This window comes from Pantoea sp. SGAir0184 (genome assembly GCF_043544755.1).
Genome location: NZ_CP028050.1, coordinates 74,329 through 99,916 on the forward strand (window position 1 = coordinate 74,329; position 25,588 = coordinate 99,916).

At 57.5% G+C, this 25,588-nt stretch carries 24 protein-coding genes; 8 read left to right on the forward strand and 16 right to left on the reverse strand.

The genetic code is table 11. The features are described 5' to 3' along the window. Positions 1–3 precede the first annotated feature (3 nt). Genes fdhE through fdnG form a run of 4 tightly spaced genes read right to left on the reverse strand, consistent with a single transcriptional unit; the run spans position 4 to position 5,530 of the window. Positions 4–930: a formate dehydrogenase accessory protein FdhE gene (gene fdhE, locus C1N60_RS00355; protein ID WP_058770768.1), complete on the reverse strand. Its 927-nt coding sequence runs from the start codon at positions 928–930 to the stop codon at positions 4–6. Continuing rightward, on the reverse strand, positions 930–1,571 hold the full coding sequence (gene fdoI / locus C1N60_RS00360) for a formate dehydrogenase cytochrome b556 subunit (RefSeq protein WP_031279592.1): 642 nt from the start codon (positions 1,569–1,571) through the stop codon (positions 930–932). Before fdoI ends, fdhE begins: the two co-directional genes overlap by 1 nt. After that, on the reverse strand, positions 1,571–2,470 hold the full coding sequence (fdxH, locus tag C1N60_RS00365) for a formate dehydrogenase subunit beta (RefSeq protein WP_021506856.1): 900 nt from the start codon (positions 2,468–2,470) through the stop codon (positions 1,571–1,573). The genes fdoI and fdxH overlap by 1 nt, the downstream gene beginning before the upstream one ends. Before the next feature lie 12 nt (positions 2,471–2,482). Beyond that, positions 2,483–5,530, reverse strand: coding sequence for a formate dehydrogenase-N subunit alpha (gene fdnG, locus C1N60_RS00370; RefSeq protein ID WP_394521260.1), 3,048 nt, complete (start codon positions 5,528–5,530; stop codon positions 2,483–2,485). Between the two features lie 143 nt (positions 5,531–5,673). Between fdnG and fdhD the strand changes: the two genes are divergently transcribed. Continuing rightward, positions 5,674–6,504 carry a formate dehydrogenase accessory sulfurtransferase FdhD gene (gene fdhD, locus C1N60_RS00375; protein WP_058758153.1) on the forward strand — a complete coding sequence of 277 codons (831 nt, stop codon included), beginning with the start codon at positions 5,674–5,676 and terminating at the stop codon, positions 6,502–6,504. Positions 6,505–7,086: 582 nt separating this feature from the next. Further along, positions 7,087–7,824 carry a glycosyltransferase family 9 protein gene (locus tag C1N60_RS00380; protein WP_394521768.1) on the forward strand — a complete coding sequence of 246 codons (738 nt, stop codon included), beginning with the start codon at positions 7,087–7,089 and terminating at the stop codon, positions 7,822–7,824. A 51-nt stretch (positions 7,825–7,875) separates the two neighbouring features. Here C1N60_RS00380 and C1N60_RS00385 read toward each other — a convergent pair whose 3' ends face one another. Then, positions 7,876–8,649, reverse strand: coding sequence for a DeoR/GlpR family DNA-binding transcription regulator (locus C1N60_RS00385; protein WP_088516188.1), 774 nt, complete (start codon positions 8,647–8,649; stop codon positions 7,876–7,878). A 173-nt stretch (positions 8,650–8,822) separates the two neighbouring features. On the opposite strand from C1N60_RS00385, the gene C1N60_RS00390 reads away from it, so the two are divergent. After that, a complete protein-coding gene (locus tag C1N60_RS00390; protein WP_058758150.1) occupies positions 8,823–10,163 on the forward strand; it encodes an aspartate aminotransferase family protein in 1,341 nt (446 codons plus the stop codon). A 92-nt stretch (positions 10,164–10,255) separates the two neighbouring features. Here the strand turns inward: C1N60_RS00390 and alsE are convergent, their stop codons facing one another. Genes alsE through C1N60_RS00410 form a run of 4 tightly spaced genes read right to left on the reverse strand, consistent with a single transcriptional unit; the run spans position 10,256 to position 13,010 of the window. Further along, a complete protein-coding gene (alsE, locus tag C1N60_RS00395; RefSeq protein ID WP_021506849.1) occupies positions 10,256–10,936 on the reverse strand; it encodes a D-allulose 6-phosphate 3-epimerase in 681 nt (226 codons plus the stop codon). Between the two features lie 49 nt (positions 10,937–10,985). Beyond that, entirely contained in the window at positions 10,986–12,248 is a 1,263-nt protein-coding gene (locus tag C1N60_RS00400; protein ID WP_058758148.1) for a PTS ascorbate transporter subunit IIC, read from the reverse strand. 35 nt (positions 12,249–12,283) lie between these two features. Next, positions 12,284–12,550: a PTS sugar transporter subunit IIB gene (locus tag C1N60_RS00405; protein WP_021313417.1), complete on the reverse strand. Its 267-nt coding sequence runs from the start codon at positions 12,548–12,550 to the stop codon at positions 12,284–12,286. A gap of 19 nt (positions 12,551–12,569) precedes the next feature. After that, on the reverse strand, positions 12,570–13,010 hold the full coding sequence (locus C1N60_RS00410) for a PTS sugar transporter subunit IIA (RefSeq protein ID WP_021506847.1): 441 nt from the start codon (positions 13,008–13,010) through the stop codon (positions 12,570–12,572). Positions 13,011–13,322: 312 nt separating this feature from the next. On the opposite strand from C1N60_RS00410, the gene C1N60_RS00415 reads away from it, so the two are divergent. From C1N60_RS00415 to C1N60_RS00425, 3 genes are all read left to right on the forward strand, one after another. Next, positions 13,323–14,348 (forward strand): LacI family DNA-binding transcriptional regulator, encoded by a 1,026-nt coding sequence (locus tag C1N60_RS00415; protein WP_021506846.1) that lies wholly within the window; start codon positions 13,323–13,325, stop codon positions 14,346–14,348. A 158-nt stretch (positions 14,349–14,506) separates the two neighbouring features. Further along, a complete protein-coding gene (sodA, locus tag C1N60_RS00420) occupies positions 14,507–15,124 on the forward strand; it encodes a superoxide dismutase [Mn] (protein WP_021506845.1) in 618 nt (205 codons plus the stop codon). A gap of 177 nt (positions 15,125–15,301) precedes the next feature. Beyond that, positions 15,302–16,264 carry a VirK/YbjX family protein gene (locus tag C1N60_RS00425; protein ID WP_104189546.1) on the forward strand — a complete coding sequence of 321 codons (963 nt, stop codon included), beginning with the start codon at positions 15,302–15,304 and terminating at the stop codon, positions 16,262–16,264. A 6-nt stretch (positions 16,265–16,270) separates the two neighbouring features. On the opposite strand, the gene C1N60_RS00430 is transcribed toward C1N60_RS00425, so the two are convergent. The 6 genes from C1N60_RS00430 to priA all read right to left on the reverse strand — a co-directional run bounded on the left by C1N60_RS00430 (position 16,271) and on the right by priA (position 23,260). Beyond that, positions 16,271–16,633, reverse strand: a complete 363-nt coding sequence (locus C1N60_RS00430; protein WP_021506843.1) for a YibL family ribosome-associated protein — start codon at positions 16,631–16,633, stop codon at positions 16,271–16,273. A 149-nt stretch (positions 16,634–16,782) separates the two neighbouring features. Further along, positions 16,783–18,117, reverse strand: a complete 1,335-nt coding sequence (gene hslU, locus C1N60_RS00435; protein WP_021506842.1) for an HslU--HslV peptidase ATPase subunit — start codon at positions 18,115–18,117, stop codon at positions 16,783–16,785. An 11-nt stretch (positions 18,118–18,128) separates the two neighbouring features. After that, positions 18,129–18,659, reverse strand: coding sequence for an ATP-dependent protease subunit HslV (gene hslV / locus C1N60_RS00440; protein WP_125310719.1), 531 nt, complete (start codon positions 18,657–18,659; stop codon positions 18,129–18,131). Between the two features lie 142 nt (positions 18,660–18,801). Next, entirely contained in the window at positions 18,802–19,704 is a 903-nt protein-coding gene (gene ftsN, locus C1N60_RS00445; protein ID WP_072209006.1) for a cell division protein FtsN, read from the reverse strand. Between the two features lie 153 nt (positions 19,705–19,857). Beyond that, on the reverse strand, positions 19,858–20,862 hold the full coding sequence (gene cytR, locus C1N60_RS00450) for a DNA-binding transcriptional regulator CytR (protein WP_370586247.1): 1,005 nt from the start codon (positions 20,860–20,862) through the stop codon (positions 19,858–19,860). A gap of 199 nt (positions 20,863–21,061) precedes the next feature. Next, positions 21,062–23,260, reverse strand: coding sequence for a primosomal protein N' (gene priA / locus C1N60_RS00455; RefSeq protein WP_394521261.1), 2,199 nt, complete (start codon positions 23,258–23,260; stop codon positions 21,062–21,064). Positions 23,261–23,536: 276 nt separating this feature from the next. Here priA and rpmE point away from each other — a divergent pair, with 276 nt between their 5' ends. Further along, positions 23,537–23,752, forward strand: coding sequence for a 50S ribosomal protein L31 (rpmE, locus tag C1N60_RS00460; RefSeq protein ID WP_021506837.1), 216 nt, complete (start codon positions 23,537–23,539; stop codon positions 23,750–23,752). A gap of 77 nt (positions 23,753–23,829) precedes the next feature. Here rpmE and metJ read toward each other — a convergent pair whose 3' ends face one another. After that, positions 23,830–24,147: a met regulon transcriptional regulator MetJ gene (gene metJ, locus C1N60_RS00465; RefSeq protein ID WP_007885403.1), complete on the reverse strand. Its 318-nt coding sequence runs from the start codon at positions 24,145–24,147 to the stop codon at positions 23,830–23,832. A 279-nt stretch (positions 24,148–24,426) separates the two neighbouring features. Between metJ and metB the strand changes: the two genes are divergently transcribed. Further along, the gene (gene metB, locus C1N60_RS00470; RefSeq protein ID WP_394521262.1) at positions 24,427–25,587 is read left to right on the forward strand and encodes a cystathionine gamma-synthase; all 1,161 of its coding nucleotides are present in this window, start codon (positions 24,427–24,429) and stop codon (positions 25,585–25,587) included. The last annotated feature ends 1 nt before the right edge of the window (position 25,588 follow it).

Sequence of the window (25,588 nt, forward strand, 5' to 3'; positions counted from 1 at the left end):
GCATCAATCCCCGGGAAACATAAACGGATTCAGGCTGCTGCGCGCGAATCCTTCCTGCTCCATGCGGGCATCCAGCACCAGCGAGGCGAGATCGTCGGCCACCGGTTCCAGCGCCGGATCTTTCTCCTGGTATAGCATCTTCAGATAGGTACCGCAGTCGCCGCAGCTTTCGGCTTTCACGGCAGCCTGCTCGCTGTCCAGCGACCAGTAATGCAGATCGCGCGTTTGCTCGCAGTTCGAGCACTTGCTGCGCACCACGTACCACTCGCTTTCGCACAGATTACAGTGCAGATAGCGCAGACCCTGCTGGCCAACGTCCATGTGCACCACGCTGGCGACCGGCACGCTGGCACACACCGGGCAGAACTGACGGTGCTCGCCATATTCGGCCCGCGCTTTGCCGGGGATCATCGCCGCCATCTGCGCCCAGTAAATTGACAGCGCCGCCCAGATGAACGGGGCTTTATCACTGCTGACCTGGGCGAATTCGCCTTCCAGCAGCGCGCTGGCAAGGGTTTCCAGCTCGGTGGACGAGGCCTTCTCCAGATTCTCCAGCACCGCCAGCGCCTGGCCGCTCATCTCTGGCTTCAGCTCGGCGATCAGCGAATGCAGCAGCCGCTGCCAGTGCACATCGCGCGGGTAAGTGTGGATATCCAGCGGCGGTTTGCCCTGCTGCGCGCTCTCTGCCAGCCGCTGATGCAGATCGATCTGCAGCGGATGGTCATACAGCACGATTTCCTGGGCCTGCGCGATCACCGCGGCAAAACGCAGGTAGTCGCCCAGCGGATTTTTCGCCGCCAGATCACGCAACCGCGCCGCACGGCGGCTGTAGAGATTTTTCAGCCGGGGGAAAAGTAACGGCGGAACTTGCTCCGCCGTGTTCTTTTCGCTCTTCTCCAGCTGCTCCTGCGGGATGATGCGAATACTCATCAGGGACGTTTTTCCTGTTGTGTTTGGCGTTGGCGCTGCTCGCGATACCAGCGTGGGTGATGTTTCTTCGCCCACGCGGCCGGTACCCAGCCCTCAACCATGGCGGTAATGGTGCCTTTCACCCACAGGGCGGCATAAATATGCACCATAATCGTCATGATCAGTGCCACAGCCGAGACCGAATGCACCACCAGCGCGGCGCGAATCAGCGGAATGGTGAAGTACCCGGCGAACCAGGGGCGCCAGATGACAATTCCGCTCGCCAGCAGCAAGACTAAGCTGATGATAGCAGCCCAGAACACACACTTCTGCCCGAAGTTGTATTTCCCGGTATCGCCCACCTCTTCATTACGCACGATTTTGCGGATATTTTTCGCCCATACCAGATCGTCGCGCTGGATAAGATTGTGCTTCCAGTAGCGTAAGAACATGATAATAAAGGCTGCAAACATCACCACGCCGACGAACGGGTGCAGAATACGCGCCAGCTGTGGCGTGCCGAGCACGTGCATCAGCCAGTTAAACGACGGGAAAAAGAAACCCAGTCCGCTGAGCGCGGCAAACACAAAACAGAACGCGACAATCCAGTGATTGATGCGTTCCGGCGCGCTGTAGCGCACCAGACGATCGCGCTTTTTCATCATTCGCGCTCCTCTTTTTCATGCAGGTTTTCGTCGTCGTCCTCTTCCACCCGGTTCGGACCGACACCAACGTAGTGGAACACCGCGGCGGCGAAGGTGGCGGCAAAGCCAATAGCAGCCAGCGGTTTCCAGACGCCTTTCCAGAAGGTGACCGCCGGGCTGATGCTGGGGTTGGCTGGCAGGCCGTGATACAGCTGCGGTTTGTCGGCGTGGTGCAGCACGTACATGACGTGGGTGCCGCCGACGCCCGCCGGATCGTACAGCCCGGCGTTGGCATAGCCGCGAGTGTTCAGCTCAGCGACGCGATCGGCAGCCAGCTGCTGCATATCGCTTTTGCTGCCGAAGTGAATCGCCCCGGTCGGACAGGTTTTCACGCACGCCGGTTCCTGACCGACGTTAACGCGATCGACGCACAGCGTGCATTTATACACGCGGTTGTCGTCTTTATTCAGCCGCGGCACGTCAAACGGACAGCCGGCGATGCAGTAGCCGCAGCCAATGCACTGTTCCGACTGAAAATCGACGATCCCGTTCGCGTACTGAATAATCGCGCCTTCCGACGGGCAGGCTTTCAGACAGCCGGGATCGGCACAGTGCATGCAGCCATCCTTGCGGATCAGCCACTCCAGCTTGCCGTTCTCCTCGACTTCCGAGAAACGCATCACCGTCCAGGATTTGGCGGTCAAATCCGCCGGGTTGTCATACACCCCGACGTTATGACCGACCTCGTCGCGAATGTCGTTCCACTCTGAACACGCGACCTGACACGCCTTACAGCCGATGCAGGTGGTGACGTCGATCAGTTTCGCCACTTCCTGCTGATGGTCACGCGCCTGCGGGGCAGGCGTGAAACCATTGGTGGCGGAGCGGCGGATAATGTCTTGCGATTGATAAGCCATATTCGTTCTCCGTTACACCTTCTCGACGTTAATCAGGAACGCCTTAAACTCCGGCGTTTGCGTGTTGGCGTCACCGACAAACGGCGTCAGGGTATTGGCGATAAAGCCTTTTTTCGCCACGCCCTGATAGCCCCAGTGAATCGGGATGCCAATGGTATCGACAGTTTTGCCATCGACGTTGAGCGGCCGCAGACGCTTGGTGACCACCGCTTTGGCTTTGATATAGCCGCGGTTGGAACTCACCTTCACCGTATCGCCCTGGGCGATGCCGAGCTTGTTCGCCAGCTTCTCGCCAATCTCCACAAACTGTTCCGGCTGTGCGATGGCGTTAAGCAACGCGTGTTTGGTCCAGTAGTGGAAATGCTCGGTCAGACGATACGTGGTGCCGACATACGGGAACTGCTCCGCTTTGCCCATCGCCGCCAGATCGTCTTTGAACACGCGCGCGGCCGGGTTGGAGACCACGTCAGGATGCAGCGGGTTGGTGCCGAGCGGCGTTTCAAACGGCTCGTAGTGCTCCGGAAACGGTCCTTCTGCCATTTTGTCGATGGCGAACAGGCGGCCCATGCCTTCCGGCTGCATGATAAACGGCCCGACGTTACTGCCCGGCGCGGCCGTGCTGTAGTCCGGAATATCCATACCGCCCCACTTGCTGCCATCCCATTTGAGGATCTGGCGTTTCGGATCCCACGGGTTGCCCTGCGGGTCGGCGGAGGCGCGGTTATACAGGATGCGGCGGTTCAGCGGCCACGCCCAGCTCCAGTTCAGCGTATTGCCCAGCCCGCTCGGGTCGGTGTTATCGCGGCGCGCCATCTGGTTACCGTCCGGCGTCCAGCTACCGGCGAAAATCCAGCAGCCGCTGCTGGTGCTGCCGTCATCTTTCAGATGGGCAAAGGTGCTGAGCTGCTGGCCTTTTTTCACCAGCAGCGTGCCTTTGTCATCGTAGATGTCCGCCAGCGCCTTGCCGTTGCTCTCCATCGCCACCTCTTCCGAGGCCGGATTGTCGGGCGTCAGGTAGTTCCAGGTCATGTTCAGCACCGGCTCTGGCTGTGCACCGCCTTCGCGCGCATACATCTCACGCAGACGCAGATAGATACCGGAGAGAATTTCACCGTCGTTGAGCGCTTCGCCCGGCGCATCCTGACCTTTCCAGTGCCACTGCAGCCAGCGGCCGGAGTTAACGATTGAGCCGTTCTCCTCGGCAAAGCAGGTTGACGGCAGACGGAACACTTCGGTCTGAATCTGCGCCGGATCGACATCGTTAAACTCGCCGTGGTTTTGCCAGAAGGTCGAGGTTTCGGTGTTGAGCGGGTCGATGGTGACGAGGAACTTCAGCTTCGACAGCGAATCGATCACTTTGCGCTTGTTCGGGAACGACGCCACCGGGTTAAAGCCCTGGCACAGATAGCCGTTAACCTTGCCCTGCGACATCATCTCGAAGTACTGCAGCACGTCGTAGCCTTTGTCCCACTTCGGCAGCCAGTCAAAGCCCCAGCTGTTCTCCGCCTGCGCTTTATCGCCAAAGAAGGCTTTCATCATGCTGACGAAGAATTTCGGGTAGTTGCCCCAGTAATTCACCTGGCCCGGCAGCGTCGGCTTCGGCGTGTTCGCCGCCAGATAGCTGGTGAGATCGGTCTGTTTTTCCGACGGCAGCGTCATATAGCCCGGCAGGCTTTGCGACAGCAGGCCGAGATCGGTCAGACCCTGAATATTGGAGTGTCCGCGCAGCGCATTGACGCCACCGCCGGCCATCCCCATATTGCCCAGCAGCAGCTGAATCATCGCCATGGTGCGAATGTTTTGCGCCCCGACCGAATGCTGTGTCCAGCCCAGCGCATACAGGAACGAGGTGGTGCGGTCGCGCGCGCTGGTTTCACCAATCAGCTCACAGACGTGCAGGAAATCCGCCTTTGGCGTGCCGCAGATGCGCTCGACCATTTCCGGCGTATAACGGCTGACGTGCTGCTTCAGCAGATTCCAGACGCAGCGCGGATGGCTCAGGCTGTCATCGCGTTTGGCAAAGCCGTCGTCGCCCAGCTCGTAGTTCCAGCTGGTTTTGTCATATTTGCGATTGGCTTCGTCGTAGCCGCTGAACAGGCCATCGTCGAAATGGTAATCCTCCCGCACGATCAGGCTGGCATTGGTGTACGCCTGCACATATTCACGCTGGATTTTGTCATTCTGCAGCAGCCACAGCAGCACACCCGACAGGAAGGCAATGTCGGTGCCGGGGCGGATAGGCGTGTAAAAGTCTGCCACCGATGCCGTGCGCGTGAAACGCGGATCGATAACAATCAGTTTGGCTTTGTTGTGAATTTTGGCTTCCATCGCCCAGCGGAAACCGACCGGATGCGCCTCAGCAGCGTTTCCGCCCATCACCACAACCAGATTGGCATTACGGATGTCGACCCAGTGGTTGGTCATCGCACCGCGACCAAATGTTGGAGCAAGACTTGCTACCGTTGGTCCGTGTCAGACGCGTGCCTGGTTGTCGACCGCCAGCATACCGAGCGATCGGGTAAATTTTTGCGTTAAGTAGCCGGTTTCGTTGCTGGAGGCCGAAGCGCACAGCATGCCGGTGGAGAGCCAGCGGTTTACCGTCACGCCGGCGGCGTTCTGCGCGATAAAGTTGGCGTCGCGATCGGCTTTCATCAGCTGCGCGATGCGCGTAAAGGCGTCATCCCAGCTGATGCGCTGCCATTTGTCGGAGCCTGGCGCACGGTATTCCGGATATTTCAGACGGCTGTCGCTGTGGACAAAATCAAGCAGGCCCGCGCCTTTCGGACAGAGCGCGCCGCGGCTCACCGGATGGTCCGGATCCCCTTCGATGTGGAAAATGGTCTCTTTGGCGTTCTTTGCGCCATCGCCGAGGCTGTACATTAACAGGCCACAGCCGACTGAGCAGTAAGTGCAGGTATTACGGGTTTCGCGGGCACGCAGCAACTTATACTGCCGTGTTTCCGCCAGCGCGGCTTCCGGCGTAAAGCCGAGCAGTGCTGCCGTGGTTCCTGCCATACCGCCAGCGCAGATCTTGAAGAATTTTCTTCGGCTGACATTCATGGGTAATCCTTGAGTCGACATTGCTGTAATAATTTTTTTGCGCTGGATGGAGCCGGGGTTCAGAATGGCTCCACGCAGGATTGCGTCAAAAGCGACCTGATATTACCACTACTTTAATGTGGTTGTTATGCGAGACGAGAGAAGTGAAAGCGAAACAGCAAAAAAGTAACCAGAATGTGAATGAGATCGCAGGACTGAGCCAGACCACCGTATGGCAGCGCCACGCGATTACCGAAGCGGAAAGCGACTGGCTGGCGCAGGAAGTGCCGGTGGCGCTGGTCTACAACGGCATTTCACACGTGGTGATGATGGCGACGCCGGATAATCTGCAGGCTTTTGCGCTCGGTTTTTCGCTCTCCGAAGGCATTATTGAGCAACCCGGCGAGATCTATGGCATGGATGTGGTGCCGGGCTGCAATGGGTTCGAAGTGCAGATCGAACTCTCCAGCCGGCGTTTTATGGCGCTGAAGGCGCAGCGTCGCGCCATGGCGGGCCGCACCGGTTGCGGCGTATGCGGGGTGGAGCAGCTGGATCAAATCGGCAAGCCGGTGCAGCCGCTGCCGTTTACGCAGACCTTCGATCTGGCCTGCCTTGATAACGGCCTGGCACAGCTGCGCGATTTCCAGCCCATCGGCAATCTGACCGGCTGTACGCACGCCGCCGCGTGGATGTCGCCGCAGGGCGAACTGCAGGGCGGCTGCGAAGACGTGGGTCGCCACGTGGCGCTGGATAAGCTGCTGGGTCAGCGCAGCCAGCAGCACTGGCAGCAGGGTGCGGTGCTGGTTTCCAGCCGCGCCAGCTATGAGATGGTGCAAAAATCTGCCATGTGCGGCGTAGAGATTCTGTTTGCCGTCTCGGCCGCCACCCAGCTGGCCGTTGAAGTGGCCGAGCGCTGTAACCTGACGCTGGTCGGTTTTTCTAAACCGGGACGCGCCACGGTGTACAGCCATCCGCAGCGTCTGATTAACGGTTGATGTGCGGTACATGCCGGGGATTTCATCGTTCGCGGCGTGCGGCGTACCGGGATGTGTCAGGCAATCTTTTATTACGCTGCGCTTTTCTGGTTAGCCTGCTAAATAATATGCATGCAATAGTTTTTAATGTGACATTCTTTTTGATAGGAATGAAGAAGTTGATGCGCTATCATTAACGTCTCAATCAATAATAATATATCCATTATGGCTTTAATTAAAAAGCTGCGGCAGCTGAATCGCAGGCGTAATTATTTAAAGAAAGAGATTAAATATTCTCTTGATCTTTATTTTGCAGCAAGGAAATGGAAAAAGTCTTGATGCCACAAACAGAATAAACAGGATATCAAATCCATTCTGCTGGTTCGCAATGAAGGTAAAATCGGCGATGCCATTGTTTCTACGTGTTTTCTCAGAGCGCTGTTTGAAGCCGGGTATCGTGTAGATATTCTGGCGGTAAAGGAGAATGAGAGCCTTTTCCGACACAACCCGTATATTCACAACATCTATCTCTCGGAGAGTTTCAGCGATTGTCATCAGCGCGATAAATATGACACCGCCATCGGGAATGAGGTCGTTACCCTTCTGAGAGACAATGCTTACGATTTATTGATCGATACGGCTATCTGGCAAACCGCGCTGTATATGCCCAAAATGATTGCCGATATCAATCCTAAAATGACGCTGGGTTTCAACAAGCCTGGCTGGCTTAAACCTTACGATATCAACATTCAGTTCGATCACCTTAATAACCACGTTAAAAATATCTATCGTGCGGTTCTTGACTATCTTCAGGTTGAGACGGTTGATGGGCTGAATTATGAAATATTTTATCCTGAGCGCATTGATGCCGAAATTCACCAGTCCGGCATGTTTTCCGCTGATGAGCACAATATTTTAATCAATATTTATGCCAGTCATGCCGATCGTGACCTCTCTGAGCAGCAGCTGAATGAGCTAATCGGGGCGATTGTCAGGCACAATGCGGCCACCAATATCGTGGTGCTCGATCACAAAGGCGCGCTGGAACAGGCGTCGCTGTACCCCGCGAAGTTATACCGCGTTCCCTCGCTGTATCACGCTTTCGCTGCGGTTAAGAAAAGTGATTGCGTGATTACTCCCGATACCGCCGTGGTGCATATCTCGGCGGCTTATAACAAAGCCCTGGTTGGCATCTATCAGGACTCAGTGAAAAATAATCAGCTGTGGTCGCCTGGCTACAGTAACGGCCATCAGATATTTTCCGATGAGTTTGTTTTTAAAAATGACGGACGGCTGGTTGAGAAAATAAGCCAAAAAATCCACACGCTGGTTCAGCCATAATCGATGAGGTCACCGTGCCGTCAGTACGGTGACCGTGCATCGGGCAGTTCCTTACACCACCTGCACCGCTAACGCCTGCTGCAGAGCGCTGAGCGCACCGGGCTTTGCCGCGCCGCCGTCGCAAATCAACAGATCGATATCGCCGACAGGGGCGTACTGAGTACGGCTGATCACGCCGAGTTTGCTGTGATCCGCCAGCAGCAGGGTGCGGCTGGCCTGCTGTACCATGGCGTGCGCGATGGCAGCTTCATGCGGATGGAAGCTGCTGGCGCCGTTTCGGGCATCGATGCCGACCGGTGACAGCAGCGCCACGTCGGCGCGATATCGATAAATTTCCCCCACCGTCATTTCTCCCCGCGTCTGCTGCGCGCCGGCCATCATCATGCCGCCCAGCAGCAGTACCTGATTATTCAGGGTTTCATGCTCTTCGGCCGCGCTAAGCGCCAGTGCCGCCTGCAGACTGTTGGTGATGATGGTCAGGCCGGACATGGTGCGCAGCTCTTCAGCCAGCAGCGTGGTGGTGGTGCCGGCATCGAGGAACAGCGTCTGGCCGGGCTGCAGATGTTGTACCGCCGCGGCGGCAATCGCGCGTTTCTCTCTGGCCTGTGCGTTACGGCGCACCTGCAGCGGCGGCTCCGGCGGGCTCTCCAGCGCCACCAGACCGCCATGTACGCGGCGCGCCAGCCCCTGCGCCTCAAGCGAAATGATGTCGCGCCGTGCCGTTTCCCGCGAAATACCCAGCTCTTTGATGATGCGTTCAGTGCTGAGCTGATGTTGCGTGCTCAGCAGCGCGCGGATGCGATGTAAACGGGTTTCCTGCAGCATGACGTTTCCCTGTGGCAGAGCGAAGCTGGGCCTAAGCTTACCTGAGTGTCATCGTGGCGTCATGTGTATTTGGTTGTATTTGTGTATTTGGTTGCATTTTTCACTAAAGCAGGCATGATGTTCGCAGAGATCAGGCTGCAAACACCCCTTTCACCTTCGCAACGGGAGTTACCATGGTTACACGTTCCACCATCATGGATACCAACAGTTTTCGCGCCGAACACGCCGACGCGCTGGATCCGGCCACCCGCACTCTGACGGACAAGCGCAGCAAAGTGCTGGGCGAATCGTATCGTCTGTTTTATCGCAAGCCGGTGCATCTGGTGCGCGGCGAAGGGCAGTATTTGTGGGATGCGGCGGGTAACAAATATCTGGATGTGTATAACAATGTGGCGAGTATCGGCCACTGCCATCCGGCGGTCATTGAGGCGGTGAATCAGCAGATGAAGATGCTGAACACGCACACGCGTTATCTGCACGAGCGCATTCTTGACTACAGCGAAGCGTTGCTGGCGACCACGCCGGAAGCCATCGACCGCGCCATGTATATGTGTACCGGCTCAGAAGCCAACGATTTGGCGATTCGCGTGGCGCGCGCCTGGAGCGGCGGCACCGGCATTATTGTCTCGCAGGAGGCGTACCACGGTACCAGTGATTTGACCTCTGGCGCGTCACCGGCGCTGGGTAGCGGTCAGCCGCTGGCCGCGACCACTCGCCTGGTGCCACCGCCGGATGCTTATCGCGTCGATGCGCCCGACCTCGGGGCATGGTTCGCCGACCAGATTCAGCAGCAGATTGATGACATGAAAGCGCACGGCATTAAATTCGCCGGTTTCCTCGCCGACTCGATCTTCTCCTCCGACGGCGTGCTGCCTAATCCGCGCGGATTCCTGCAGCAAGCGGTGGATGTGGTGCATGCTAACGGCGGCATTTTTATCGCTGATGAAGTGCAGCCCGGCTTTGCCCGTACCGGCGATGCCTTCTGGGGCTTTGCCCGTCACGGCGTGGTGCCGGATGTGGTCACCACCGGTAAGCCGATGGGCAACGGTATTCCGGTTTCCGGCCTGCTGGCGAAAAGCGACGTGCTGGCCGCGTTCAGCGACGAGATCCCTTATTTCAATACTTTTGGCGGCAACCCGGTGGCGATGGCCGCTGCGCAGGCGGTGCTGACGGTGATTCAGGAAGAGGGGCTGCAGGAGCATAGCCGCGTGGTCGGCGCACAGCTGCTGGCGGAGCTGCAGAAGCTGATGGATCGCCATGACTGCATTGGTGATGTGCGCGGTGCCGGGCTGTTTATTGGGTTTGAGCTGGTGCAGGATCGCAGCAGTAAGACGCCGGACAAAGCGCTGGCGCTGGATTTGATCGAGAAACTGCGCGATCACCATGTGCTGACGTCGGTGGCCGGGCCGTACGGCAACGTGCTGAAACTGCGTCCGCCGCTGGCGTTCCAGAGCGGTGATATCGACTGGCTGGTGGGAGCACTGGATAAGTCGCTGACCGAGCTGGGGCGTTAATTATTCAGATTTCAGGTCGCCATGAATGGCAACCCGACTGCATAATGTGCCAGATGCGCGTTGATGCGCATCTGGCATATATTAAAAGGACATCACGCCGCGGCAGTTTCCTGCGCAAAAATCTGCTCCATCTTCTGCCACGCCTGTGCCACATCATCATCGAGATTGAACAGGCCGGAGGTGCCGACAATAAACACGTCGACGCCCGAGGCGGCAATCTGCTTAAAGGTGCGCGCGTTGCACGACCCATCGATTTCGGTCAGATAGTGATAACCGTGCGTTTCCCGCATGGCGATCAGCTGGCGAATTTTGTTCAGCGTTTCCGGAATAAATTTCTGCCCGGCGAAGCCGGGATCGACCGACATCACCGTCACTTTATCCAGCAGATGCGCATATTCACGAATGCTGTCGGCTGGCGTAGCTGGATTCAGCACCACGCCGCAGCGACGGCCAGCCTCTTTAATTTGCGTCAGCAGGCGAAAAATTTTGTTATTCGCCGTCTCCGGATGGAAACTGATAATATCCGCGCCGGCGTCAATGCACATCGGAATAATATCTTCCGGGTGGTTCACCATTAAATGCACATCAATCGGCACATCGGTAATTTTACGCAGGTTCTCAATAAAGAACGGCGACAGCGTAATATTCTTAACATAGCTGCCATCCATAATATCGACATGATAGAACGAGGCGCTGGCGTTCATCGCTTCGATCTGCTCGCGGAAGCGGGTCAAATCCATGCACATCAGGGACGGTGAAAAGCGGGCGTTCATGCTGATTTCCTCATTACGCAAACAGCGCCCGCAGGCGCTGTCTGTGACATCAATGGAAGAACGAAATAATATGGCCGAGCACAATGCCGACGATACCGAAGTCCGCATCACCAAAGGTGGTGGACGCGAAGCCAAGGTCACCCATCAGCGGCAGCAGAATGGCGGGCAGGAAGGAGATCAGCAGCCCCTGGACAAAGGAACCGATGATGGCACCGCGCCGTCCGCCGGTGATGTTGCCGTAGACGCCGGCGGTCGCGCCGCAGAAGAAGTGCGGTACCAGGCCCGGCACAATCACGCTCAGACCGAACAGCGGGCACAGGAACATGCTGATCAGCCCGGCGGCGAAGCTGCACAGGAAGCCGATGATCACGGCGTTCGGCGCGAACGGGAAGACCGTCGGGCAATCCAGCGCCGGTTTTGCGTTGGGCACCAGTTTATCGGCGATGCCTTTGAACGCTGGGACGATCTCGGCAATCACCATGCGTACACCGGCAAGAATGATGTAAACACCTGCAGCAAAGGTGATTGACTGGATAATGGCAAAGACGATGAAGTTCTGGCCGCCGCTCACCTGGCTTTCGGTAAACTCTTTACCGGCGACCAGTACCAGCGCGACAAACAGAATCATCATGGTCAGCGAAATTGCCACGGACGAGTCGCGCAGGAAGTTGAGGGTTTTCGGTACTTTCAGCTCTTCAATTGACGGGCTGCCTTTGCCCACCGCTTTGCCGACCAGCGCCGACAACAGGTAGCCGGTGGAGCCAAAGTGGCCCAGCGCCAGGTCGTCCGAGTTGGTGATTTTGCGGGTGAACGGCTGCAGAATCGCCGGGCATACCACCATCATGGTGCCAAGAATCAGCGAACCGATCAGCACCAGCCAGAAGCCGTGCACGCCGCCCACTGACAGGATCACCGCCAGCATGGCCGACATATACAGCGTATGGTGCCCGGTCAGGAAGATGTATTTCAGCGGCGTGATGCGCGCCAGCACAATATTCACCAGCATACCGAACACCATGATCATCGCGGTTTCGGTACCGTAGTTTTTCTGAGCCAGCGCGGCCATCGCATCGGTATTTGGCACCACGCCCTGAATATTGAACGAGTGCTCGAATAGCTGGCTGAAGATGGTCAGGGTGGCCGCAATTAAGTTGGCCCCGGCGATAAGAATAACAAAACCCATGATGGTTTTTAGCGTACCGGAAATCACATCGGACACCGGTTTCTTTTGCAGTAATAAACCAATCAGGGAAAAAAGGCCGACAAGTATAGCGGGTGTTCCAAGAACATCCTTAATTATAAACTGCAGCATAAATTACTCCGTGTGAGTAAATTTCGTCGGGTCAATTACAGGTTGTCGGCGAGAATTTCTTTAATTCTGGCGTTATCCAGTAAATTGCTCAGGCCAAATACCTGTGCGCTGTGGCTCGACAGCTGGTCAGCGATATCTTTAGCGCTGATGATAATATCGGCCTGCTCGGATTTGGCAGAGGTTAAATCGGTATGACCCACTTCAGCCTCTTTACCCAGCTCCTTAATAATTTTCTTCACGTTCATTTCCACAATGAAACTGCTGCCTAAACCGTTTCCACACACAATCAGTACTTTTTTCATTTTCAGGTTTCTCTGGTGATTAATCTTTAATGACAGCTTCAATCGCTGGCAGGGTCGATGCCGACAGCAATTGCTGCAGGCGGGATTCGTCGCTGAACACCTCAGCCAGCGCGGTGATCATCTGAATATGATCGTCGCCAGACAGGGCGCACAGCATAATAACGACAAACACCGGGTCGTTTTCATCGGCGGCGAAATTCACGCCTTGTTTTACGTGCAGTAGCGACAGGCCGTTTTTGCGCGCACCCTGTTCCGGACGCGCATGCGGCATCGCCAGACCCGGCGCCAGCACATAATAGGGCCCCAGCTCAGCGTGCGAGGTAAAGATCGCATCCAGGTAAGCCGGGGTAATTGCCCCCTCCGCCAGCAGCGGCTCGGCCGATAAACGCACCGCTTCCTGCCAGTCGCTAACGTCGTCTATTACCCGGATATGTTGCGGTGTCAGCCATTGAGTGAGCATCAGTAATTCCTGTTTATTCGTCGATGCGGTGCACTGTAGGTGATTTTATCGCCTGGGTTCTGTGATGTTGCTCGCAAAAGTTAGCGCTAACACGAATGATGTTAAAAACTGTGTTAGCGATAACATTTTTGCGCGCGCGGTTTGTCACGCTGAGACCGGGGTGACATGCTCAGGCCAGCGAAAATCACGCAGCCAATGAGACATGCCCGATTCTGTGGTTTTTAACATGGCACCAATTTGCTTTTGGTTTTAAGCTGCGTGCGGATAAATCGAGCGCTACCCGGAACCAGCAGGGTAGAGACAGGAGAACGCATGACAGAAAAACGACGGCGCAGTACCGGCAAAAGCACGCTGGCCGATGTTGCCCGTTTGGTCGGTGTCAGCGCCATGACGGCGTCGCGCGCTTTGCGTATGCCGGAGAAAGTGTCGCCCGAAATTCGCGCAAGGATCGACGCGGCCGTCGCGGAACTGGCCTATGTGCCCAACGTGCAGGCGCGTAACCTGGCGTCAGCCTCGTCGCGGCTGATCACCATGGTGGTACCCTCATTTGCGACGCCGGGCAGCGCGATTGTGTCAGAGGCGCTGCAGGAGGTGCTGCGGCCGCAGGGCTATAACATGATGCTGGCCGAAGCCAATCACTCGGCGGCGGAGGAGAGCGAGCTGATTGAGATGCTACTCTCTTACAACCCGGCCGCGATGGTGCACTTCAATTTCGACAATGCCGCCGAAGCGCAGCGCCTGCTGAGCAACTCCGGCCTGCCGGTGATGGACATCGGCGGCGTGCATCAGGATTCTGCCGGCATCAGCATCGGCGTGGACTATGCGAAAGCTATTCGTCAGCTGGTAAACAGCCTGGTGGAGCGCGGCTATCGCCATCCCGGCCTGCTGTGCACACAAACGCACAGCACTATTTTCCGTCAGCTGCTTAATGGCTGGCACAGCGGGATGCTGGCGCTGAATCTGGCACCGCACCGCGTGGTGACCTCACCAAAAATGCCCACCTTTGCCGCCGGCCACAGCCTGCTGGCAGAGATCCGTCTCACCTGGCCGGAACTGGACGTCCTGATCTGTACCAGCGATGAAGTGGCGTGCGGTGCCATCATGGCCTGTCACGCAGCCGGCGTCTCGGTGCCCAGCCAGCTCGCGATTGCCAGCATCGGCGGTGGCCCGCTGGCGGCGGTGTGTTCGCCGCCGCTGACCAGCATTGTGCTGCCGTACGAGGAGATGGGACGCATGGCCGGTAAACGCCTGCTGGCGGCGCTCAACGGCGACGAACCGCCTGCCATCAATGAGCTGCCGGTGCAGCTTAAGCTGCGCGCCAGTACGCACAAGGTGTAGCCGTGTGTGCGCACCTTTTGCCAGATTGATCAAATCCTTATCATTACTAAGGCATTGATAACCCTTTTCCGGATCATGATTTTAACTATAATGATCCGACTGCTTATGCGGCACACCAGCAAGGTTGTGCTGCCAAACACTAAATGGAGAGGAAGAACATGAGTTATTCACTGCCATCCCTGCCGTACGCCTACGACGCACTGGAACCGCACTTCGACAAGCAGACGATGGAAATCCATCACACTAAACATCACCAGACCTACGTTAACAACGCCAACGCGGCGCTGGAAGGTACCGAATTCGCAAACCTGCCGGTTGATGAACTGATCACCAAACTGGATCAGCTGCCAGCAGACAAAAAAGGCCCACTGCGTAACAACGCTGGCGGCCACGCTAACCACAGCCTGTTCTGGAAAGGCCTGAAAACCGGCACCACGCTGCAGGGCGACCTGAAAGCGGCAATCGAAAAAGATTTCGGTAGCGTTGAGAAATTCCAGGAAGAGTTCGAGAAAGCGGCTGCGACCCGTTTTGGCTCTGGCTGGGCGTGGCTGGTGAAAAAAGGCGATAAGCTGGCGGTCGTTTCAACCGCTAACCAGGACAACCCACTGATGGGCGAAGCCATCGCTGGCGTGTCTGGTTTCCCAATCATCGGTCTGGATGTGTGGGAGCACGCTTACTATCTGAAGTATCAGAACAAGCGCCCTGACTACATCAAAGCGTTCTGGAACGTGGTGAACTGGGACGAAGCAGCAGCACGTTTCGCCTCGGCAAAATAAGTTCTGGCTTACGCTATGTGAATAACCGGTGCCTGCGTGCACCGGTTTTTTTATCGCCATCCTAAACCGCAGCTCAACAAACACCACGTCATGACCAGGCTAAAGTGGTTATTAACGCGCCGTTGATAATTTGGGGCATACAGTAGCCTTCAGTTATCTCGCGACGTAAAAATAATCATGTCTATTATTACACATTCTGAGCCGGACTCCGTTTCGTCGGCTGCGCTGTTTATACCTTTAGTCAGTGGAAAGCTGCGGCCAAATAAGCTGTGGAATAGCCAGCAATTTCGCCTGAAATTTGCCTTAAGGTCAGCGGTATTTCCACTGACCACCTTTAATTATCTCCATCAGCTGGCCAAACTCTCTTTTCTGCCGCAACTGTTAAACAGCCAGGGCTTACTGCCGGCTAAGCCGCATCGTCCCTATTTGCGCGCCGGTTTCAGCGTGGCGCAGCGTGCGCAGGCGATTCTCGATCATTATCAATTAATGGATAAGCTGGCGAATAATCAGCTGCGCCAGTTGCTGCTGAGCCCGAGCGGTAATCTCCTTGCCCGTTTCGACGGCAAAAACGAGGAGCAGTTTGCGATTTATTGCTGCTCTGGCCATTACGACCGGGAAGGGGAAATTACGCTGCTGCTTAATTATCAGGACATGACGCTGGCCTCGCTGTCATTCTCTATTATTCAGGAACAGCAGCAGCGCACGCTATTAATTGGGGGCTTGCAGGGGCCGCGGAAACATATTTCCAGTGACGTTATTCGCGATGCCACCAAAGCCGCGCACGGCGTATTTCCCAAGCGTCTGCTGATGGAAGCGGTATTTATTCTGGCGGCACAGTGCGGCGTACAGGCCATTACCGCGGTTGGCGATACCACCCATGTTTTCCGCAGTCTGCGCTACCGTCACAGCAAAGGTGATAAATTCTTTGCCAGCTATAGCGAGTTCTGGCTGTCACTGGGCGGGGAAATGCGGGGTGATGAGCTGTTTACGCTGCCGCTGAGCATGGCACGTAAAGATCTGGAAGAGATTGCCAGCAAGAAGCGCGCGGAGTATCGCCGCCGCTATGCCTTGCTGGATACGCTGGCGCAGCAGGTGCTGCAGGCTGCCGGGGCAGAACGCGACGTGGCCCACGCCGCGTAACGGCAATCAGAACGGCTGCTTCGCGTAGCCGGTCATCACCTTCAGCCCCATCTCGCGTCCCAGCGCGGTCATCGGGTGTACCACCACCAGGCCGCGCACGCTTTTCTTCAGCGCGCCCATGTTCGCCTGCTCTTTTTTGGTGATTTCACGGCTGAACGGCAGCTTTTTCAGCTGCTGGGCTTCTTTGCTCAGCTTCTCTTCGCGCACGTTGCGCAGACGCTCAATTTCCTGCACCAGCGTCTCTTTCTCTTTCAGCAGCGCGCCAAGCTTTTCGGCATCGCCCGCTTCCAGCAGCTGCGGTTCTTTGCGATTCAGCGCGTCCAGCTGGTCGCTGAGACGTTTAATCTCGGCTTTTTCTTGTTCTTTCATTGGGAAAACTCATTAAGGAAAACAGGCAAAGGATACATCAAATCCGCCCGCTTTTGCAGCGCAGCGACAACAGAGGCAACGGGATAATCGGGTGCAGCGCGGCGTGCGGGCAAAAAAATACCCAGCGCAAGGCTGGGTATTGACTGGAATTACAGAATGAAGCGGCTGAGATCTTCGTCGGCCACCAGTTCATCCAGATGCTGACCAACGTATTCGGCATCGATGGTGATCGATTCGCCGTGGCGATCGCTGGCGTCGTAGGAGATATCTTCCATCAGACGCTCCAGCACGGTGTGCAGACGACGTGCACCGATGTTCTCGGTGGTTTCGTTCACCTGCCACGCCGCTTCGGCGATGCGACGGATGCCGTCTTCAGTGAATTCAACGTTAACGCCTTCGGTGCCCATCAGCGCTTTGTACTGCACGGTCACGGACGCGTTCGGCTCGGTCAGGATGCGTTCGAAATCATTGACCGTCAGCGCCTGCAGCTCAACGCGAATCGGCAGACGACCCTGCAGCTCCGGAATCAGATCCGACGGGCTGGCCACCTGGAACGCACCGGAGGCGATAAACAGGATATGGTCGGTTTTGACCATGCCGTGTTTAGTGGACACGGTGCAGCCTTCCACCAGTGGCAGCAGATCGCGCTGTACGCCCTCACGTGACACATCCGGGCCCGACGACTGGCCGCCGCGCTTACAGATTTTGTCGATTTCGTCGATGAACACGATACCGTGCTGTTCAACCGCGTCGATGGCATCCTGCTTCAGCTCTTCCGGGTTCACCAGCTTGGCCGCTTCTTCTTCAATCAGCAGCTTCATCGCATCTTTGATTTTCAGCTTACGCGGTTTCTGCTTCTGGCCGCCGAGGTTCTGGAACATCGACTGCAGCTGGCTGGTCATCTCTTCCATGCCCGGAGGCGCCATGATTTCAACGCCCATCGGCGCAGCAGCCAGATCGATCTCAATCTCTTTGTCATCCAGCTGGCCTTCGCGCAGCTTTTTGCGGAACGACTGGCGCGCGGCGGACGGCTCAGCGCTCTGCTCCGGCTGGCCCCAGTTGTTTTTTGCCGGCGGGATTAGCACATCCAGAATGCGATCTTCTGCCATCTCTTCAGCGCGGTATTTGTTTTTCTCGATCGCCTGGCTGCGCACCATCTTGATGGCGGAGTCCGTCAGATCGCGAATAATCGAATCCACTTCTTTCCCGACATAGCCCACTTCGGTGAATTTAGTGGCTTCAACTTTGATGAACGGCGCATTGGCCAGCTTCGCCAGACGGCGGGCGATTTCGGTTTTACCGACGCCGGTCGGGCCGATCATCAGGATGTTTTTTGGGGTCACTTCATGGCGCAGCTCTTCGTCAAGCTGCATGCGGCGCCAGCGGTTACGCAGCGCAATGGCGACCGCTTTTTTGGCGCCGTCCTGGCCGATGATGAAGCGGTTAAGCTCGCTGACAATCTCGCGTGGAGTCATCTCAGACATGGTTTTGGTCCTTACGCCTTAGACGGTAATTCTTCGAAGTTAATGTTGTGGTTGGTGTAGATGCAGATATCACCGGCGATATTCAGCGCTTTGGCTACGATATCGTGCGCACCCATCTCCGTGTTCTCCAGCAGCGCGCGGGCGGCTGCCTGGGCGTAAGGCCCGCCGGAACCGATGGCAATCAGGTCATTTTCCGGCTGAATCACGTCACCGTTACCGCTGATGATCAGCGAGGAGTTCTCATCGGCAACCGCCAGCAGCGCTTCAAGGCGGCGCAGCATCCGGTCAGTACGCCAGTCTTTCGCCAGTTCGACCGCGGCTTTCACCAGATGGCCCTGATGCATCTCCAGTTTGCGTTCGAACAGTTCAAACAGGGTAAAGGCATCTGCGGTGCCGCCAGCAAAGCCCGCGATCACTTTGTCGTTGTAAAGACGACGCACCTTTTTAACATTGCCTTTCATTACGGTATTGCCGAGCGTCGCCTGGCCATCACCGCCGATCACGACCCGGCCGTTGCGTCGTACACTTACTATTGTTGTCACGGGCAGACCCCTTGTTGCAGTGGAAAAAAGACACCGCGCAGCGGGCGCGGCGTATCATGCAACCAGATATGGGGTAATCCTGTGGGGTTTCAACCCCCGGCAATATCTGATGCTGCAAATTGCCGGGGGCGAGCAGGGAGGATTAAGGCAGGGCGAGCGGGATACAGCTGCTGTGGCCGGAGCTGTGCAGGCGCTTCACGGTGCTGTCTGCGCTGCTGCGGTCTTTAAACGGCCCAATCACCACGCGATTCCAGCCGCCGCCAGTCGTGATGCGGCTTTCGAAACCTTCAAACGCCAGACCGGCGCGTACCGATTCCGCCTGATCGGTGCCTTTAAACGAGCCACACTGCACCATCCAGCGCTGGGTGCTCGCTTTCTCTTCCGTTTTGGCTTTGGCGCTCTCCTGCGGCTTCGCCGGCTCGCGAGTGATCGGCGCGGCCTGTTGCTGCTGCTGGCGTGCCGCCTGCTGCTGCAATTCCTGCTGGCGTTGCTGCTGCAACTGTTGCTGACGCTGCTGCTGCTGTAACTGCTGCTGCTGACGCTGCAACTGCTGTTGTTGCTGTTGTGCCTGCTGCTGACGCTGCAGCGTTTGCTGGCGCTGAGCCGGGGTTTGTTCGTTCCACGGCACTTCATTCAGCTGGGTTGGCTGCTGGCGCATATCGGCCTGCATCTGCTCCAGCAGCTGACGCTGTTCGTCGGTCAGCTGGGTTTGCGACTTGATTTCGCCACCGGCAGACGGCTCGGTGGGCGACGGCACGGTCACCTGACGATTTTCCAGCTCTTTGATGTACTTCCAGCGCTCTTCCGGCTTCGGCGGCAGGCCATTACCGTTGGCTTTATGATTCGGAATCACCGGTGTTTCTTCTTTTTTGTGATGCGAGATGAACCATAAACCACCGGCAAAGGTCACCAGCACTGCCACGGCCAGTACTATCATCAGCTTTGAAGTGCCGGAGCCGCCTTTGCTTTTCTTGCTGCGGCCTGCGGGTTTTTTGCGACGCGTCCCTGTTGAACGCCCGCGGCCTACGTAATCTCTCTGTGCCACTTTCGTTCTGATACCCTTCAAAAAAATGCCACTGGGCGTGTAAATGGGGTGTTAATTTTGCCCGGCAAGGAATGCGTCATGTTACTCAAGGGCTGGAACTTTGACCAGCACAGTCTGCCTTCAGAATCTGCTGAAAATGCAGGGTTCCCGCATTCATTTTTCGCGTTTTGCTGCCGGTGCAGTACTGCCGCGGACGCGGAGTTCGGCGTCGAGCAGGCGTGAACCGTTATTGACCCGTTTGCCCTGCAGCTCATCCAGCAGCAGCAGCATCGCTTCGCGGCCAATGGCAAAACGCGGCTGTGCCACGGTGGTCAGGGGCGGATCGTAGTATTGTGCCAGCTCGATATCATCGAAGCCGACCACCGACAGATCCTGCGGAATACGCATTCCCAGCTTACGCGCCTGGTTCATCGCGCCCAGCGCCATCAGATCGCTATGGCAGAACAGGGCTTTCGGCGGCTGCGGCAGGCTCATCAGCTGCTTCAGCGCGCTGGCACCGGCTTCAAAGGTAAAGTCGCCGTGCACAATCAGCGTGGGATCGATGGCGATATTGCTGCGGCGCAGCGCCTGGATGTAGCCCTGCAGCCGATACTGGCTGAGCGGGATATGTTCCGGTCCGGTGATGCAGGCGATCTGCCGATGGCCCAGCTGTAACAGGTGATTCACCGCTTCAAAGGCCGCGGTCAGGTTATCGATATGCACCGTGGGCAGCGCCATCTCCGGCGCGAACTCGTTGCCCATCACCATGGGCGGCAGATTGCGCTGATCTTCAATGCCGGCGTCAAACGGCAGCTGAGAACCCAGCAGTACCATGCCGTCAATCTGGCGCGTCAGCATCAGGTTAAGGAAGGTTTTCTCCTGCTGATCCTGATGCGCGCAGTCACCAATCAGCACCAGATAGCCTTCCTGCGCGGCGGTCACTTCCACGCCGCGGATAATCTCGCTGAAGAAAGGGTCACAGATGTCCGGCACAATCACCAGAATGGTTTGCGTGTCGCCGCGTTTGGCGTTGCGCGCCAGACCGTGCGGCGCATAGCCGACGGCCTGCACCGCCTGTTCTACTTTCTGCCGGGTCGCGGCGGAGACTTTTTCCGGATTCATCAGCGCGCGCGAAACCGTGGCGGTGGAGACGCCAGCCTGCTCGGCCACATCTTTCATGGTGGCTGCCGATGAGGGTTGCTTCTGATCCAACGTTAACTCCTGACGCGGTACAGCGCATAGATATTCACACATAGCCGGCCCAGTGCCGGGACGGGCACTATTGTTAACCCAACGCCGTGTGAGGTTGTTACTTAATTTGCATAAAAATTGTGACTTGTGCGACTTTTTTCGATCTGGCTCGCAGATGTGGCGCGGCTTAACTCTCGGTGGGGTCGATATCCAGCGTCCATTTGACTTTGCGCGCGGCGGGCAGGGTGCTGACCAGCGGCAGTGAACTGCTCAGCAACTGCTGCAGCCGCTTGCGTGACGGATGCTGTAGTAGCAGTTGCCAGCGCCAGCGTCCGCTGCGCTTCGGTGCCAGCGCCGGCACCGGCCCCATCAGCCACATCGCCTCATCTTTGAGCGGGCTGGCTTCCAGCAGGTTACGCAGCTGAGTAAGGAACTCCGCCGCCTGCGCGTTATCAAGATCTTCAGCGCGAAACAGTGCGTGGCTGGTCCACGGCGGCAGCTGCACTGACTGGCGCTCCAGCAGCGTCTGATCGGCAAACGCAAAATAGCCGCGATGCAGCAGCGTTTGCAGCAGTGGATGCTCCGGATGGTGCGTCTGTAGTAACACTTCGCCCTGCTTACCGGCGCGGCCGGCGCGGCCGGCGACCTGCGTGTAAAGCTGGGCAAAGCGCTCGGCGGCACGGAAATCGGCGGAAAACAGCGCGCCATCAACATCCAGCAGCGATACCAGCGTCACGTCCGGGAAGTGATGGCCTTTGGCCAGCATCTGCGTGCCGACCAGAATGCGTGCCCCGCCGCGATGCACATCGGCCAGATGCTGTTCCAGCGCGCCTTTGCGGCTGGTGGTGTCGCGATCGATGCGCGACACCGGTACGCCAGGAAACAGCGTACTGAGCTGCTGCTCCAGCTGTTCCGTGCCCACGCCGACCGGCAGCAGATGGGTAGAACCGCAGCCCGGACACTGATGCGGCAGCGGACGCTGGCTGTCGCAGTGGTGGCAGCGCAGCTGACGATGCTGCTGATGCAGCGTGTAATAACTGTCGCAACGCTGGCACTCCGCCAGCCAGCCGCAGTCGTGGCACATCAGCGCCGGCGAAAAGCCGCGGCGATTGAGAAACAGCAGAACCTGATTATCCGCCTGCAGGTGCTGGCGCATCTTGCCCAGCAGCGCCGGCGCAAGACCGCCTTTCAGCTGCTGTCCCTTGAGATCGATTAGCTGCTGCAGCGCCGGTTTGGCGTTACCGGCGCGTTTGGTCAGGTTGAGCTGGCGATATTTGCCGACACGCACGTTGTGCAGCGTCTCCAGCGCCGGCGTCGCCGATCCCATCACAATCGGCACATCTTCTTCGTGAGCACGGAATACCGCCAGATCGCGCGCCTGGTAGCGCCAGCCTTCCTGCTGTTTGTAGGAGCTGTCGTGTTCTTCATCAATGATGATCACGCCCGGCCGCGCCAGCGGTGTGAACAGCGCGGATCGTGTGCCGATGACGATGGCGGTCTCGCCGCTGCGCGCGCGCAGCCATACCGCCAGACGCTCGCTGTCATTGAGCGCCGAGTGCAGCACATCAATCGGCGCATCGAAGCGTTCACGGAAACGGGCGATAGTTTGCGGCGTCAGGCCAATTTCCGGCACCAGCACCAGCGCCTGTTTACCGCGCGCCAGCACATTCTCCAGCACGCTGAGATAGACCTCGGTTTTACCCGATCCGGTAATGCCTGCCAGCAGCCACGCGGCGTAATGTTCGTCCTCGCTGCGAATGGCGCCCACCGCCATCGCCTGATCGGTATTCAGCCGCAGCCGTTCACCTTTCACCGCGAAACTGGTGCGCCAGTCGTGCTGCTGTGGCGCATGTTCGCGCAGGTCGCACAGCCCTTTGGCACGCAGCGCCTGCAGCGCGGCATCGGTAAAATCCTGCTCGCCGATCTGATGCCGATACAGCGGCCGCTGACGCAACGCCGCCAGCGCCTGCTGCTGTTTCGGCGCGCGCTTCAGGCTTTCCAGCGCCACTTCGCGCCCGGCTTCGTTCACCACCCACTGCCACAGCGGCGCTTCCTGGGCCGGCTTGCCCTGACGCAGCAGCACCGGCAGCGCATGGCTGAGCACTTCTCCGAGCGGAGAGTGATAGTAGCCGGCGGCCCAGTTGAGGATGCGCCACAGCGCGGGTGAGAACAGCGAGCGGTCGTCGAGCAACGCATCAATCTGCTTCAGCTGGGCAAGGGGAAGATCGCTGGTGGCGTGCGTGCTAACCACGATGCCCGTCATTTTCCGGTTGCCGAACGGTACGCTGACGCGCGCGCCGGCCACCGGCTGCGGCGCATCGGCGGGCAGCAGGTAGTCAAACAGGCGAGGCAGCGGAACGGGCAGGGCAACCTGAACAACGGGCATGTCGATCTCTATCCGGTTCTGTAAAAAGGAGAAGTAGTTTACACGCTGGCGTCACCCCCGTCATACTTCAGCGCGCGGCGGCGCTGGCCGCAGGCGTTTCCCCGGCATGGCAGAGCACGGCGCATTGCGCGGATTTGATCAATGCGCTCATTTTCTGTATACTATGCCGCCTTTGATGAGATGACTCGTCAAAGATACACCATTTATTAACCGCGTGTGGTGCTGTGCAGGTTCGCCTGGCACGGAGAGCGACACGGCCTTTTATGAGGTTCTCCCATGAAACAAGGTATTCACCCGAAATACGAAGCTGTGACCATCACCTGCTCTTGCGGCAACGTGATCAACACCCGTTCAACCATGACTGGTACCCTGAACCTGGACGTGTGCGGCAAATGCCACCCGTTCTACACCGGTAAGCAGCGTGTTGTTGACTCTGGTGGTCGTGTTGATCGCTTCAACAAGCGTTTCAGCATCCCAGGCAGCAAGAAATAAGATTATTTGCCGGCGAATCTTCACGATTCGGTTGCAAGAAAAAACCCAGCCTCGGCTGGGTTTTTTTATTTCTGGCCTCAGTATTCCCAGCTGTCGGGATCGATGCCCATCTCACGCATAATCTGTTTTGCTTCTTCCGGAATCTCGTCGCTGCGCTCTTTACGCAGATCAACATCATTCGGCAGCGGTTGCCCGGTGAAGGCATGCAAAAAGGCTTCGCACAGCAGTTCGCTGTTGGTGGCGTGACGCAGATTGTTCACCTGACGGCGGGTACGCTCATCCGTTAAAATCTTCAGCACTTTCAGCGGGATAGAAACTGTAATCTTCTTAACCTGCTCGCTCTTCTTACCGTGTTCAGCGTAAGGGCTGATATATTCGCCGTTCCATTCAGCCATGGGTTACCTTAATCAATAAAAAGTTGAATATGGGGAAATCCGTTGATTATGCCCGATTTTTCGATGCCTGACCGCTTAAACTGCCGGTTTTATGCTTACACATCGCGTTTCACAGGAAAGCGCGCTGAACACCAGGCGATGACGCGTAATTTTAGCGGGTATTGCGGCTTTGCTCAATCTATACGCAAAGACATTTAGATGTCCAGATGTATTGACGTCCAGTTGCGGAATGTTATTCTGTTGCCACTTTTTTATTACACTTCAGGAACAGTAAGCACCATGACGCGTAAACAGGCAACCATCGCAGTACGCAGCGGTTTGAATGATGACGAGCAATATGGCTGCGTTGTCCCACCGATTCACCTCTCCAGCACCTATAACTTCCTCGATTTCAACGAGCCGCGAGCGCATGACTATTCACGCCGTGGTAACCCGACGCGCGATGTGGTCCAGCGCGCGCTGGCTGAGCTGGAAGGCGGCGCGGGCGCGGTGCTGACCAACACCGGGATGTCGGCGATTCATCTGGTGACGACGGTGTTCCTGAAGCCAGGCGATCTGCTGGTGGCGCCGCACGACTGCTACGGCGGCAGCTATCGTCTGTTTGACAGCCTGAGCAAGCGCGGCGCTTACCGCGTGAAGTTTGTCGATCAGGGCGATGAAGCGGCACTGGCGGCGGCGCTGGCGGAAAAACCAAAGCTGGTGCTGGTCGAAAGCCCGAGCAATCCGCTGCTGCGCGTGGTGGACATTGCGGCCATCTGCGCCGCCGCGCGTGCTGCCGGTGCGGTGAGCGTCGTGGACAACACCTTCCTCAGCCCGGCGCTGCAGAACCCGCTGGCGCTGGGTGCCGATCTGGTGATCCACTCCTGCACCAAATATCTCAATGGTCACTCGGACGTGGTGGCCGGTGCGGTCATCGCTAAAGATCCGGCGCTGGTCACGGAACTCGCCTGGTGGGCGAATAACATTGGCGTCACCGGCGCGGCGTTTGACAGCTATCTGCTGCTGCGCGGCCTGCGCACGCTGGCACCGCGCATGGCGGCGGCGCAGCGTAACGCCCTGGCGATTGTTGATTACCTGAAGCAACAACCGCTGGTGAAAAAGCTGTATCATCCGTCTCTGCCAGAGAACGCCGGCCACCAGTTTGCCGCGCGTCAGCAGCGCGGTTTTGGCGCCATGCTCAGTTTTGAACTCGACGCCGATGAGGCGCGGCTGCGCTGCTTCCTGAAGGCGCTGCAGCTGTTTACGCTGGCGGAGTCGCTGGGCGGCGTGGAAAGTCTGATTTCGCACACCGCCACCATGACGCACGCCGGCATGTCGGCGGACGCGCGTGCCGCAGCGGGCATTTCCGACTCGCTGCTGCGTATTTCTGTCGGAATTGAAGATCACGAAGATTTAATCGCCGACCTGGATAATGCATTCAGGATCGCAGCCGAGGGGTAAC

Bases quoted from the DNA above. Each gene is read 5' to 3' on its own strand.
- fdhE (WP_058770768.1), bottom strand. From the start codon at position 930: ATGAGTATTCGCATCATCCCGCAGGAGCAGCTGGAGAAGAGCGAAAAG.
- fdoI (WP_031279592.1), bottom strand. From the start codon at position 1,571: ATGAAAAAGCGCGATCGTCTGGTGCGCTACAGCGCGCCGGAACGCATC.
- fdxH (WP_021506856.1), bottom strand. From the start codon at position 2,470: ATGGCTTATCAATCGCAAGACATTATCCGCCGCTCCGCCACCAATGGT.
- C1N60_RS00385 (WP_088516188.1), bottom strand. From the start codon at position 8,649: ATGCTGCAGGAAACCCGTTTACATCGCATCCGCGCGCTGCTGAGCACG.
- C1N60_RS00390 (WP_058758150.1), top strand. From the start codon at position 8,823: ATGGTTACACGTTCCACCATCATGGATACCAACAGTTTTCGCGCCGAA.
- alsE (WP_021506849.1), bottom strand. From the start codon at position 10,936: ATGAACGCCCGCTTTTCACCGTCCCTGATGTGCATGGATTTGACCCGC.
- C1N60_RS00400 (WP_058758148.1), bottom strand. From the start codon at position 12,248: ATGCTGCAGTTTATAATTAAGGATGTTCTTGGAACACCCGCTATACTT.
- C1N60_RS00405 (WP_021313417.1), bottom strand. From the start codon at position 12,550: ATGAAAAAAGTACTGATTGTGTGTGGAAACGGTTTAGGCAGCAGTTTC.
- C1N60_RS00410 (WP_021506847.1), bottom strand. From the start codon at position 13,010: ATGCTCACTCAATGGCTGACACCGCAACATATCCGGGTAATAGACGAC.
- C1N60_RS00415 (WP_021506846.1), top strand. From the start codon at position 13,323: ATGACAGAAAAACGACGGCGCAGTACCGGCAAAAGCACGCTGGCCGAT.
- sodA (WP_021506845.1), top strand. From the start codon at position 14,507: ATGAGTTATTCACTGCCATCCCTGCCGTACGCCTACGACGCACTGGAA.
- C1N60_RS00425 (WP_104189546.1), top strand. From the start codon at position 15,302: ATGTCTATTATTACACATTCTGAGCCGGACTCCGTTTCGTCGGCTGCG.
- C1N60_RS00430 (WP_021506843.1), bottom strand. From the start codon at position 16,633: ATGAAAGAACAAGAAAAAGCCGAGATTAAACGTCTCAGCGACCAGCTG.
- hslU (WP_021506842.1), bottom strand. From the start codon at position 18,117: ATGTCTGAGATGACTCCACGCGAGATTGTCAGCGAGCTTAACCGCTTC.
- cytR (WP_370586247.1), bottom strand. From the start codon at position 20,862: ATGAAAGATGTGGCCGAGCAGGCTGGCGTCTCCACCGCCACGGTTTCG.
- priA (WP_394521261.1), bottom strand. From the start codon at position 23,260: ATGCCCGTTGTTCAGGTTGCCCTGCCCGTTCCGCTGCCTCGCCTGTTT.
- rpmE (WP_021506837.1), top strand. From the start codon at position 23,537: ATGAAACAAGGTATTCACCCGAAATACGAAGCTGTGACCATCACCTGC.
- metJ (WP_007885403.1), bottom strand. From the start codon at position 24,147: ATGGCTGAATGGAACGGCGAATATATCAGCCCTTACGCTGAACACGGT.
- metB (WP_394521262.1), top strand. From the start codon at position 24,427: ATGACGCGTAAACAGGCAACCATCGCAGTACGCAGCGGTTTGAATGAT.